This window comes from Carboxylicivirga litoralis (assembly GCF_025499605.1).
Classification (GTDB): domain Bacteria; phylum Bacteroidota; class Bacteroidia; order Bacteroidales; family Marinilabiliaceae; genus Carboxylicivirga; species Carboxylicivirga litoralis.
Map to the genome: position 1 here is coordinate 38,582 of NZ_JAFMVC010000019.1, position 13,352 is coordinate 51,933.

A 13,352-nucleotide genomic window follows, 5' to 3' on the forward strand; every position below is an offset into this window, starting at 1 on the left:
AGTAGCGCATATGAGTACAAAAAATACAGAAGGATTGGTTGATTTTGCAATACTTAGTATGAAGTATAAAACAAAATTAACTAAGAAATTCGAAAACAGAGTCAAGTATGAAGCTCCAAACCCCGATAACATTTTGTCCTACATACCAGGAACGATTTGTGAGGTGTTTGTTAAAGAGGGACAGAAAGTACAAGAAGGTGAATCACTTTTAATTCTGGAAGCCATGAAAATGCGTAACCAGATTACAATGCCACGTGATGGTAAGGTAAAATCAATTAAAGTGTCACAAGGAGATAGAATTCCGAAAAACCATTTAATGGTTGTGATTGAATAGAAAAAGCTGCCTTCGGGCAGCTTTTCATTTGTTATAGGATCGCCTCTTTATTACTGTTTTTTAATAAAGAGGCGATCCTTTTTCTTTTATAACTTTTGTACCCAGGTATAATGCGATTCATTCATGTTTAATTCGGGCTTTTCTTTAAAAAAGCCAAACACACTCGAACCGCTTCCCGACATGGATGCATATACAGCACCAGCATCATACAAGTCCATTTTTATTTTTCCTATTTCGGGGTGATTAGCAAATACCGATTTCTCAAAATCATTTTTAATATGGTGCTTCCATTGCTCAATCGGCAGCTTAATGATTTCCTTCAATGAATCAATAGATGGTTTTGGCACTACACCACCGTATGCCTCAGGTGTTGAAACATGGATGGGAGGTTTTATTAATGCCAGATAATAGCCGGTTAAATCTAAATCGATAGCGTGAAGTTGGTCGCCAATACCTGTGGCAAAGGCAGGCTTGTTATTAATAAAAAAGGCACAATCGGCACCTAATTGCACGGCTAAGGTTTGTAATTCATCCTGAGGAATGTTTAGTTGAAATTCTTTATTAAGCAGGTTTAGCATAAATGCACCATCAGCAGAGCCTCCACCCAAGCCAGCACCAAATGGTATTTGTTTATGCAGGTGAATCTGAATCGGAGGTAAATCATATTTTTTATTAATCAGGTTTAATGCCTTAATACAGATGTTGTCTTCAGCTATGGCATCTACCTCAATACCTGTATTACTGAATGTATATGGTGCTTTTCCATCAACAGAATGAACAGCTTCAAGTGCATCACATAAAGGGATTGGATAAAATATGGTTTCCAGATTGTGGTATCCGTCTGGCCGTTTTTCAACCACATTGAGGCCAATATTTATTTTAGCGTTGGGGTAACAAATCATGTGTAATGTTATTTCTTACAAAGAAAGGGGTTTTTCTTCTTTGAGAAGTAGTTTATGAGTCGATTTCGTAGTTTAATTATTAAACGAGATGAATAAGTTTAATGAGTTTAAAAGTTGAAAGTCAATCAACTTCTAAACTGTTCAACATTTAAACTAAACAGAAGTGTTTTTTGCAATTTTTCAGTTTCTCAATTGCTCAGTTCGTCAAATAAACAAATCAGCAAATCAGCAAATCAACAATTAATTTATATCTTTGCTGCTCTTAAAATTTCCAATAAAATAGATGGCAGATAACAAGTATTCAAATCGTAAAAAGCCCGCCGTGACTGGGCTGGAAATGGGTAAATTACCACCTCAGGTAACCGATCTTGAGGAAGCGGTTTTGGGTGCTTTATTGCTGGAAAAGGAAGCTTTTTTAAATGTTTCGGAGTTGTTAAAGCCTGAGCATTTTTATAAGGAAGCCAATCAGCACGTTTATAAAGCCATTATGGATTTGGAAGCGCATGAGCAACCGGTTGATATGCTGACGGTGACGCAGCAGCTCAAAAAAATGGGCAAGCTGGAAGAGTGTGGTGGTGCTTTTTACATTACACAGTTAACGAGTAAAGTTGCTTCAGCAGCGCACATCGAATACCATGCGCGTATTATCTGGCAGAAATATCTGCAACGTCAGATGATACAGATTTCGAGTGACCTGCAGGGAAAGGCGTACGACGATTCCATTGATGTTAACGATCTGTTGGAAGAAGCGGAGAGTACTTTCTTTATGCTATCGCAGGGGAGTATGAAACGCGATGCGACGCAGATTAACCCTGTTATTCAGGATGCTATTGACCGTATTAAAGCGGCATCTGAGCGCACGGATGGGATGAGTGGAACGCCTTCTGGTTTTGCCGCTTTGGACCGGATTACGTCAGGTTGGCAAGGATCGGCTTTGATTATTATTGCTGCTCGTCCGGCAATGGGTAAAACAGCCTTTGTACTGTCGATGACGCGCCAGATGGCATTGAACCATAAAACACCGGTGGCTATCTTCTCGCTGGAGATGTCCAACGTGGAATTGGTGAATCGATTGATTGTTTCAGAAACCGAGTTGTCGGCCGATAAAATTAAGAAAGGTAACTTGGCACCCTATGAGTGGGAACAGCTTGACCATAAAATTCAGAACCTGATTGATGCACCTATTTTTGTGGATGATACAGCCGGATTATCAGTTTTTGAATTGCGAGCCAAGTGTCGTCGATTAAAGAAACAGCACGATATACAGTGTGTGATTATTGACTACTTGCAGCTGATGAATGCCAGTGGTATGAATCCGGGCTCGCGTCAGGAAGAGGTGAGTTTGATTTCGCGTAACCTGAAAGGATTGGCTAAAGAGCTGGATGTACCTATTATTGCCCTGTCACAGCTAAACCGTGGTGTTGAAGGCCGTGCCGGTGCAGAAGGTAAGCGTCCGCAGCTATCCGACCTTCGTGAATCGGGTGCGATTGAGCAGGATGCCGATATGGTGTGCTTTATTCACCGTCCGGAGTATTACCGTATTACCGAGGATGAGCAAGGTAACTCACTGATTGGTATGGCTGAAATTATTATTGCCAAGCACCGTGCCGGACCAACCGCCGATGTTCGTTTGCGTTTCCGCGCTGAGTTGGCACGCTTCCAGGATGTGGAAGATGCCGAATATGAAGACAATGGATTTGGCGATAATAGCAATACGCCTACACAAGTGCTTGGTTCAAAGATGAATCAAGGCAATGAAGGTGGAGCTCCCGCCGAGGGACAACACTTGCCCGAGTTCCCTGAAGGACCCGGTTTTAGTAGTGATGTGCCATTCTAAAAAAATAAGCACCCTCACAGTTGAGGACGCTTATTAGGCAAGCTACTGTTTCCCGATAGTAGGTATTGGATTATTTCTTAACAATTTTCAAAGTTTGCTGTGAATCATTACTGATGATGCGAAGAATGTAAACACCTGGCTGCATTTTATCCATGGATATTTCTTCTTCAGTGTTCTTGCTTGTTTTATCAAGTACGCAACGCCCATTCTGATTGTAAAGTGTGAGTCGGCAATCGTTACCAGCTAGTTGAACAGTTAAGTTTGATACTACCGGATTAGGATAGGCCTTGATGCTCTTAAGTGAAATAATTTCACTGTTGTTGGTTGATAAAGCATTATAGACAGTATTAATATCACTGGTTTCGATAGCTTTGTTGTAGATACGAACATCGTCGATGTATCCCTGGAAGTAACCATCTTGCGAAAAGTTACTACGACCGATAAATTGCTCAGTGCGTAAAAGTTCTCGGGGCATCACACCACTGATGTTTTCATCAACCAGCGTCGCATTTTTATACATTTTAAAATGACCTGTTTCATCGACCGAAATAGCATAAAAATCCCATTGACCTTGTGTTATTATATTATCTGTTGATGTTAAATTACGGGTTGAGGTACTGTAAATTTGGCAGAATAGGCGATTGCCTTGTTGATAGTTAGATACCACAATATTATCGCTTGATGAGCCATTGGCTAAATCCACAACGCGCGAATAGTTATGGAATGCCTCCCAGCGCGCCCAGAAAGTTATGGTGGTAGCTCCTCCGTTAATCCAGTCACCCAGATCAATGTAGTCATCCACGCCGTCAAACTGATATGCCTGATTAGTATTTCCATTCCTATCGGAAGCTAAGGATGCACCATAAACTGTTCCATGATGTTCTTCACCACTTTCGTCGTTGGCATTGCCATTAAATGGGTAGTGGGCAATCAGATGGTCATTGAGCGATAAGGCTACTTTAAGAAACTCTTCCGAGACAGGAGAACTCCATCTGCCGTTTGTGTCCTGGAAACGGATATTAAACTGATGCGTTCCTGCTTTTAAGGTTGATAAATCCAGATCGTCTAAAAGCGCTAATGTTGGGTTTGTTGTTACGGCAACATCGGTAGCCTCTGCAATATTGTCATCAATCCAATATTGGTATGCTGCTATTTGACTGTTAGCTGCAGCTGGCTCCGTTTTGTATACAAATTGGCTGATTGGTGCACTCCACTGGGCATGAGAATCTTTAAAGCGCATTGAAAACACGTGCAGGCCATTACTTAGGTCAGATAAATCAAATGCATCATTCAAGGTAAATGAAGCTCCTGGCGAGATTGGGGAGCTAACAGCATTGCTAATTTCACTGTCGAACCAATATTCATAGCTGATTAATTCGTTGTTACTAACTTTAGCGGGCTTTTTATAAAAGAACTGACTGACAGGTGCGCTCCATCGGTCATTTTCATCCTTAAAACGAATAGTAAACTGGTGCAAACCATCTTTTAAGTGAGTGGTGCTGATTGCTTCGTTAAAAGTATACGAGTTGCCGGGAGTAATGTTCTGACTACTGACGTTAGTGTAAGTATCGAACCAATACTCAACGCCCTCGACATTGATTTGAGCAGTTATATCAATTGACAAAATTGTCAGTGATAAAATGAATAGTTGATATAGTTGTTTCATATTAGTTGTCTTGAGCTTCCACAGTAATATTGACGTTCAGCATCGCATTGTCGTCAGTTGAGGTCGCTATGCTTTTAGAACTTATATGTGGGGTAGTGGGAATGGCAGTAACTTTAGCCGGGGCATCTCCACCATATAGGCCTACATTGGTGCCATCACTGGCTGCATTTATACCTACAACACCATCTTTCAAATGGAAGTCATCTGAATAATCAAATGCATCTAACTTTCCAATTGCTTCCAACATTTCATCAATTACCACTGTTGATTCCATGTTGTTATTGTCAGTATTACCACTTAAATCGAACGCTCCGGGAGCGAAAACGTTATATGAGAAAGTATTACCTGTGCATTGATAAGGTGACCAATAATTGTAAGCTCTTCTGAGAAGACAATTTGATATAGTAGAGTTGGTTACATACTGAAAACAGTAGGAAGAACCATAGCTGCCATTTTCCACTGGTGATGTGCTGATTAATCGGTCAAAATTACTTTGACTCATGCTAATGATGCTTTTTTTTCTTCCCGAAAGAATCGTTTTCTCAATAAGGGCATGAGTCGCATTGTTCCCCTGTATTTCACCCATTGTAACACATTCGCTCATTATAAAGTCAGTTCTGGCTACATCTGAGTTGTATTTTAAACGAACATTACCATCTATGCGGCAGCGTTTTATTGTTACATGGTCAACATTGGTGGTTTCATTACTGGTGCCTAAATAAAAATGGCTTGTAAAGTGAATTCCTTCCAAAGATGTATTATCAGCTGTTTCTAAAAGTGTGAATGTCCCTGTTATTTGTGTTTTACCCGTAGCCTCTGTCGCTGAAGGATAATGTCCAACACCTATCCAGGTTAAGCTTTTCCCTACACCACTGGGAGATGGGAATGAGCCGCCCGGCAAATAAAGTATATCACCATCGACAGCACCATCGATTGCTTCTTGCAATGTTGGGAAAACCTGTGTAGAAGAACTGTTTTCAACTATAAACGTTACTTGCGCCTGAACCAATACAACGCTAGTTAAAAAAAGGATAAGTAAGGAAATCTTTTTCATTATGTCTGTTTTAAGTTTGTTCGTGATTAAAAATAGGCATGTAACAGGTGCTATAACAGTAAAAAGTAACAATCGGGCAATTAAGATAATAAGTGGGTGTATGTGCCAAAGTCGTAGAGGAAATAAGCGGTGTTTATTGGTGCTTACTATCCATTTATTATCCAATACGACCACCTGTTATTATTTGACATGTATTTGCTAAATTAATGCTTATCTTGGTCGTTATAGTGTTATGAATAGCCAGATGAAACCCAAAATATTACTCATATTGTTTATGCTTACCAGTGTGCTGTTATTTAGTCAAAACAGTCCATACCGACTATATGATACACACAATGGCTTACCTCAAATACAGGTGACGGCTATCTTTCAGGATTTACATGGATATATTTGGGTGGGCACCAAAGCTGGTTTGGCTCAGTTTAATGGTGAGCATTTTCATCATTTCTTGCCCAACGAGCATATTTATAGTATTGCTAATAATAAAGAAGGTAATTTATATGTAAAAGCTACTAAGGGCCTTTACAAATACGATGGAACGCATTTTCAGCTCGTATATGAATCTGACGCCTTGTTTCATGTCAATATAAGCTTTGAGGATATATTTATTTATTCAAAAAACTGGATTAAGCAATTCAGAAGTGACTCCCTTGTACATACCTATAAGGTATGCACCAATATGCCTTTAGGTGAAATAAAAACAATGGTTTATGATGCTGAAAATAAACAGTTGTATTGCACAGGAAGTGTGAGTGATGATGTATTTAAACTGTCTGAAAATAGTTGCGATAGAGTTTATACGGCTCCTGATGGATGGCGTATTAATACAGTGCAATTAAAACAGGAGCTTCCAGCTATTGCCATTTATAAAGGTGGAGAAATTCGAATATTGTCTTTATTGGAGCAACGTCCTTTATTTACCTACTGGGTACAAGATAATGAAGTGCAAAATATTGAGGTGTATCATCTGCCGGTGAAGCAATATTTGTATTCGTACATGTACGATTATTTTATACTTGACAGCCTGACCAACTCATCTAGAAAGTTAGAACTTGATTATATTAAAGGACCTTTCCCGGTTATGGAAGATAAGGATAACAACCTTTGGGTAGGGTCAGACAATGGCTTATATCAGGTATGGGAACGCCCTTTTAAAACGTTTCCCCGTTCGTTTATGAATGACTTCTGGACATTCATTCTAGGAGATGATCGGCAGTTGTACGGAGCGGCTTATAAACAAGGCTTGTATCGATTAAACCTGGATAAACAGGAAAAGCAAGAGTTGATAGCACCCGGGCCTTTCGGAGAGAAAGAGCGCGATTATTACTATGGGGCATCGAAGGATAATAAGGGTAATTTATACTTTCCGAGTCACTATGGTTTGGTGAAGTATAGCAATGGACACACTAAAAAATTAATCAGGGATATTTGTTTGATATCCGCTTATGATTCTTTGTCGCAGCAAATTGTTTTTGGCAAGCAAAATGGCTTAGGTTTTATCGATGGTAATAGTAAGCTAAACTATGCGATGGATAAATCACAATCATTGGTTAAATCGCATCCTTCGGCATTGGTATTTACAGATAGTACAATTTGGGTGGGCACCGGAAAATCATTAGCCGTTTATTATCGCAACAATCAAAGTTACAGGCATGTTTCCAGTTCGGGTGGAGCAGGGCCTAAGGGTGGTATTATTTCGATGTGCAAAGATGTTGTTGGTAATATTTGGTTAGGAGGACGTGAAGGCTTATTTGTCTATCAATCAGCTATCAATGCATTTAAAAAAGTAGACATTAGTTACTCGGGTTTTATAACCGCTCTAATGGTTGCTGATGAAAAGTTATTGCTTATTGGTACTACACGTGAAGTATTGGTTGTTAAGTATAAAGATTTTCTTCAAAACGGTGAATTACAGGTTAAAACCTACAATTTTCGTAATGGTTTAACCGCACAGGAAATTGCGCAGAATAGTTTTATTCAATGGCAGGATAATATATTGTTCCCATCCACTACCAATACTACATTGCTCAATTTAAAAGAGTTGCAATTCGACAGTGAGTTTTTTGATGTGGCCATCACTCATTTTAATTCACAACCAATTGCTTATGCATTAAGAGGAGATTTAGGTGCCATCCAATTAAACGGTGGTCAGAATGACCTGGAATTTAAATTTGAAACCATTGGCTTTGGCTTACCAACCAAGCCGGTTTATCGCTTTCGCTTGTTGGGGCATGATAAGGAGTGGACGACTTGGAATCAGCAGAATTATGCCAATTTTTATAATCTGCCATCGGGACATTACACATTTGAAGTAGAGGTGAAGCCTGCTATCATAAGTCGGCAAATAACTATTAAAACAGCACGGCAGCATATAGCGATTGATATGCCATTTTATAAAGAGCCAAAATTTTATCAAACGGCCTTTTTTATATTGTTAGTTTTGGCAATGGTAGTCGCTTATATTGCTCGTTCACGTTATCGGTTTAAGGTGAAGGCCATTGAGCAAGAGCGAAAGAAGCGTTATCTCGAAGTAGCCTCCCTGCAGGCCAACCTGAATCCTCATTTTATCTTCAATTTACTGGCATCAGTTCAAAACCTGATCACACAGCACCAGCCCGAAAAAGCCAATCAATATCTGATAAAATTCTCTCGTTTGATTCGGGCTTATATGGAGGCCACTATTAAATCGTCGAAAGTGGCAGACCAACACATGTCAGAAAATGAGATTAGCATCAAAGAGGAAATCGATTTGTTAACAATGTATATCGATTTTGAACAAGTTAAGTATAGAGGCAAGGCCTTTGACTACGAGATTCAATTAAGCGATGATGACCTGCTAAATCGTATGATTCCGCCGATGGTGTTGCAGCCGTTTGTTGAGAATGCTATTAAACATGGCCTTTACCCGAGTGATATACCTGGTAAGCTTGAAATACGCTTCCTGGGCAATACCGATAAATTAGTGTGTGTTATTAAAGATAATGGTATAGGGCGAAAGCAATCGATGAAGTTAAAAGAAGACTCAATACAAGCCTATGAATCTCGTGGATTAGAATTGATAAATAAACGCGTAGAGATATTGAATGAGTTAGGTTACCGGATTGAAATTAGTTATGAAGACCCGATGGAAGGTGGAACCAAAGTAGTAATTGTTTTTAATTAACAGGAAATGGAACAAGTTGTAAGTGCTTTAATTGTTGAAGATGTACCTGATACTTCCGATTATATCAGGCAGCGTGTTGAGTTGTTATTTCCGCAAATACAACCCATTCAGCAGGCCTATGATATCGAGTCGGCCTATGAGTTGATAAAGCAACAAATAGTCAATGTTGTGTTTTTGGATATACAACTAACAACAGGTACCGGATTTGATTTATTAAGGCGCTTGATGGATGAAAACCTGATTGATTTTGAAATCATTTTTATAACAGGTGAGAGTGCCAAAGAATACACCTTGAAAGCGATTAAGTTTTCCGCAATCGACTTTTTGTACAAGCCACTGGATGATGCCGAACTGACGCAGGCAGTTAATAAAGCTTTGGTTAAGATTAACCGTAAGGCCTACAATCAGCAAATTAGACTGTTGCTCGAACGGGTTGGAGTGACGCAGGGAGCGGTGAGTAATAAAATGGCTTTTCATCTGCACAGTGGCATTATTGAGTTTGTTGCCATCTCCGATATTATTTATTTACAGGCTGATGGTGTTATCACCTATGTATTTCTATCAGGTGACCAGCGCTTAACGGCCACCCGTAATATTGGCTTTTACAAGGAGATGCTTGTCAGTGACTATAATTTTCACTCAATCAGCAATGGATTGCTGGTCAATCAGGATTACATCAAAAAATACAACCATCGAGAGTTAACAGTTGAATTGGTTGATGGAACCTGCCTGTATGCCTCCAAACGATTTGGTAAGGAGTTTAAAGACAGCTTTAATTCATCCGATAGTCGAATAAAAAGTTTTGCACAGAGTTTTAAAAAGTTGTTTAACTAACTTTCTTTAATATAAATCTTCGCGAATAATGTTGTTATCGCGGTGTTGTCGCAAATGGGCTTTGGCCTGCTGTTCACTCATGCCTTTTTCGCTCATGTACAGTTGAATCAGTGTGGCTTTCACCTGATCGCCCATTTGATTGTGACCACATAGGTAAATGACGGCGCCCTTATCCAGCCACTCCATAACACGCTCTTTATAATCTGTTAAGCGGTGCTGCACATATTCTTTTGTTTCCTGATCGCGAGAGAAAGCCGTATTGATAAAAGCCAACGTATCGTTTTTGTAGTAGTCTATTACTTCATCTTCGTACAAAAAGTCAGTGGACTGGTGTTTATCTCCCCAAATGAGCCAGGCTTTCTTTTTTATTTGCTGAGCGTTTAATTCCTGTAAAAATGCCCGGTAGGGGGCAATGCCTGTTCCAACACCAATCATAATAACAGGCGTGTCGGTATCTTCCGGTAAATGAAACGATGGGTTACTCACCAGCCTGTAGTTGATGGTTGCCCCTTCGTCGAGGCCTTCGTTGACAAAGGTGGAGCCGGCACCTTCGTATTGCCGTTCTTTTTGCTGAAAACGCACTGTTTTTACCGTCAGGTCAATTTGACTGGACTGGGCTTTATAACTGGAGGCAATGGAATAATAACGCGAATGAATGGGCTGTAAAATACTTACAAACTCATCGGCGTCCATCGAGCAGGGATATTCCCGAAGTAAATCCAGTACATCCGACTGATTGATGAATTGTCGCAGTTCATCCTTGTTATCATTCAGTTTCTTTAGTTCGGCACTATCATTTATTTTCATATATCGTCGAATGACAGGGCGTGTTAATTTGGTAATTTCAAACTGATATAGCAACGAATATTCTAAGGTGTGATTATAGGAGATGAGTTCTTGTGATTTATCCAGGTTGAGCGTTTCAATAATTTGACTCACCAAACGGGCCGGGTTGGTTGGAATAATTTCAATACAATCTCCGGCCTGATAGTGAATCGGATGCTGGGTATTATCCAATTCAATATGAAATACCGGTTGCTCAACTTGCGCCTTGGTCAGCTGACGCCGCCGTAGTAGCCTGGTTGAAACAAAATCGGGCATTTCCACCTCTGGCTTAACTGTTGTTTCTTCGCTTTTCTTAAGCCCAACAATTGTATCATAGGTGTTTTGAATCCATTGTAAAGCCGATTTCTTAAAATCCAAATCACAGTCCACCCGGTTGATAATAGTTTGAGCCCCCAGTTTTTGAAGTTGGGCATCCAGCATTTTACCAGCTCCACAGAAATTATCATAACTAGAGTCACCAAGGCCGCAAATAGCATACTGCAGATTGTTGAGCATTGGCATCTCATCGTGTTGTAATAATTGAAAGAATTTTCGAGCGTTGGGCGGTAGTTCACCCTCGCCATCGGTACTAACTGCAATTAAAAGTTTGTGTTCAGATGGCAATCGACCCACATCGTATTTATCCATATTGTGGCACTCACTTTCGATACCACACTGGTGGTAATATTTATGGGCTTGCTGAGCAATTAATTGTGCATTACCGGTTTTTGTTCCATACAAAATAGTGACAGGAGGACAATTGAAATTATCTAATATGTTTAGGTTGAGTGGTTTTTCTTTTCTTTTAAGTAATGTGCTGAAAAATCCCATATATGATGCGTGTTTTGTCAATAAAAAAAGAAGGTCTGTCGTGTAAACCTTCAACTTTATAACAAAGCCAATCATCAAAATGTTTGTTTATTTGGACAACCATTTTTTGAATTTGGAGGCCTTTTCACTTGAGATGATAACTTCGTTGCTGGAAGGAGGATTAAGCTCCAGCTTCAATTTGCTTTTAGAGTATAAATGTGCTTCAACAATAGCGTTAATGCTTACAATAAATTTACGATTTGCTCTGAAAAACTGTCGTGGATTTAGCTCTTCATTTAAATGTTCAAGCGTTTGGTTAATATCGTAAATGCGACCTTCTTTGGTGCATACAAATACGCCTCTGTTTTCGGCATAAATATAGGCTACATCATCAACCGGAATGGTTTTAATTTTATCGCGATAATGTACCATAAAGCGCTCACGATATTCTTTTTGTTCATGCTGTTGAGCAATGGCTTTGCCCAGAAGCTGGTAATCTATTGCTGCTTTATCCTTCTGTTCGTGTTGCTCCCTGAATTTAGCAATGGCCGCATTAAGCTTTTCTGTGCTGATTGGTTTTAGAAGATAACCTATGCTGTTTTGATCAAAGGCCTGAATAGCATATTGGTCAAATGCCGTGGTGAAAATAATAGGAGTTGATATGGTAATGGTTTCAAATATTTCGAAGCTGTTACCATCGGCCAGGTGAATGTCGAGAAAGATAAGTTCAACCTGATTGTTCTTTAGGAATTCTATGCTTGATGAAACGGAATCTAATATATTGACTATATTAAAATCAGGCGCATGAGCTTCGAGCATAGCCTTAAGTTTTCGGGCCGATGGCATTTCATCTTCAACTATTAATACATCAATCATCACTAGGTTTAATTAAAGGGATTTGAGCACTGTATTTTTCTGCTTTTTCTTCAAAAACGGGAGCCTTGTAATTTAATAATTTAAACTTCTCAATAAGGTTTTGCTGACCGGTTTGCGTCGAGATTTCTTTTTTGTTTTTAGCCTGTAGGTTATTCTCGATTATCAAAAAACCGTCGATGCTCTTAATCGCAAGTGTTAACGGTTGATGCCTCGAGACCACATTGTGTTTAAAAACGTTTTCAACAATAACCTGTAAGGTAAGTGGTGGTATCAGGTAGTTGTGATACTGTTCGTTTACCTGCAATGAATAACTAAAGCCTTCTTCAAACCTGAACTTGTATAAGTTGAGGTAGGTTGAAATAAAATCCAACTCGTCTTTTACTGAGACTAAATCTTGTTTGTTGATGGATAAAACATAGCGATAAATGCTGGCAAAATCCTGGATAAAGCGATCGGCTTTTTCAGTACTTTCGTAAATAAGCGAAGATAGTACACTCAGGTTGTTGAATAAGAAATGGTGGTCAAGCTGTTCCTTTAAGGCTGAGTATTTCGATACCATTTGTTCTTTTTCAACTTTAGCCAGTTGCACTTCCAGGTTGTTGCGTTCTTCGGTAGCAACTATCATTTCAACCACTACCATCAACAAGGCGCTAACCATCAGTGGCATAATGAAAATCATGATTTTGAACTTGTCATCGTGCTCGTGTTCGGGCAACCAGCCTAAGTTAAGTGCAAGATTAATTAGTGAAATAACAACAACCGGAAAAGCAATGGCGATTCCAAAATCAATGGTTGAGCGAATAAACCAATTGCGTCCCCAAGGGTATGATCTGTTAAGTTTTCTGATGACCCAATTGTAAAAGAAAACAACGATTAAAGCTTCAATGAAGCCAATTAACATACGTTCATATGGAATTTGGCTTATTTCACCAATGGTTCTAAACTGAAAAACAACAGTTAGCATTATGGAAATAAAAATTATTCCAAGAAGTATAAATGGTGTAAGCAGAAGCTTTAAACGGTTATTTCTTAACAGAACTTTATCAACCAT

The 13,352-nt window shown here is 39.3% G+C and carries 10 protein-coding genes; 4 read left to right on the forward strand and 6 right to left on the reverse strand.

From position 1 onward, the window contains the following. The first annotated feature begins 10 nt into the window (after positions 1-10). Positions 11-334: a biotin/lipoyl-containing protein gene (locus J1N10_RS15750; RefSeq protein WP_262327691.1), complete on the forward strand. Its 324-nt coding sequence runs from the start codon at positions 11-13 to the stop codon at positions 332-334. 86 nt (positions 335-420) lie between these two features. On the opposite strand, the gene ispE is transcribed toward J1N10_RS15750, so the two are convergent. Continuing rightward, complete coding sequence (gene ispE / locus J1N10_RS15755) at positions 421-1,236, reverse strand: 4-(cytidine 5'-diphospho)-2-C-methyl-D-erythritol kinase (RefSeq protein ID WP_262327692.1); 816 nt, start codon at positions 1,234-1,236, stop codon at positions 421-423. 283 nt (positions 1,237-1,519) lie between these two features. Here ispE and dnaB point away from each other — a divergent pair, with 283 nt between their 5' ends. Then, positions 1,520-3,073, forward strand: a complete 1,554-nt coding sequence (gene dnaB / locus J1N10_RS15760) for a replicative DNA helicase (RefSeq protein WP_262327693.1) — start codon at positions 1,520-1,522, stop codon at positions 3,071-3,073. Positions 3,074-3,143: 70 nt separating this feature from the next. Here the strand turns inward: dnaB and J1N10_RS15765 are convergent, their stop codons facing one another. Next, positions 3,144-4,739, reverse strand: a complete 1,596-nt coding sequence (locus J1N10_RS15765; RefSeq protein WP_262327694.1) for a LamG-like jellyroll fold domain-containing protein — start codon at positions 4,737-4,739, stop codon at positions 3,144-3,146. Between the two features lies 1 nt (position 4,740). Next, positions 4,741-5,793, reverse strand: coding sequence for a right-handed parallel beta-helix repeat-containing protein (locus J1N10_RS15770; protein WP_262327695.1), 1,053 nt, complete (start codon positions 5,791-5,793; stop codon positions 4,741-4,743). 244 nt (positions 5,794-6,037) lie between these two features. On the opposite strand from J1N10_RS15770, the gene J1N10_RS15775 reads away from it, so the two are divergent. Both J1N10_RS15775 and J1N10_RS15780 read left to right on the forward strand, forming a co-directional pair. Further along, the gene (locus tag J1N10_RS15775; protein ID WP_262327696.1) at positions 6,038-8,956 is read left to right on the forward strand and encodes a sensor histidine kinase; all 2,919 of its coding nucleotides are present in this window, start codon (positions 6,038-6,040) and stop codon (positions 8,954-8,956) included. A 6-nt stretch (positions 8,957-8,962) separates the two neighbouring features. Continuing rightward, a complete protein-coding gene (locus tag J1N10_RS15780) occupies positions 8,963-9,790 on the forward strand; it encodes a LytR/AlgR family response regulator transcription factor (protein ID WP_262327697.1) in 828 nt (275 codons plus the stop codon). Between the two features lie 6 nt (positions 9,791-9,796). Here the strand turns inward: J1N10_RS15780 and J1N10_RS15785 are convergent, their stop codons facing one another. From J1N10_RS15785 to J1N10_RS15795, 3 genes are all read right to left on the reverse strand, one after another. Continuing rightward, positions 9,797-11,446: a diflavin oxidoreductase gene (locus J1N10_RS15785; RefSeq protein ID WP_262327698.1), complete on the reverse strand. Its 1,650-nt coding sequence runs from the start codon at positions 11,444-11,446 to the stop codon at positions 9,797-9,799. An 87-nt stretch (positions 11,447-11,533) separates the two neighbouring features. Beyond that, positions 11,534-12,301, reverse strand: a complete 768-nt coding sequence (locus J1N10_RS15790) for a LytR/AlgR family response regulator transcription factor (RefSeq protein WP_262327699.1) — start codon at positions 12,299-12,301, stop codon at positions 11,534-11,536. Continuing rightward, positions 12,294-13,352: a sensor histidine kinase gene (locus J1N10_RS15795; RefSeq protein ID WP_262327700.1), complete on the reverse strand. Its 1,059-nt coding sequence runs from the start codon at positions 13,350-13,352 to the stop codon at positions 12,294-12,296. Before J1N10_RS15795 ends, J1N10_RS15790 begins: the two co-directional genes overlap by 8 nt.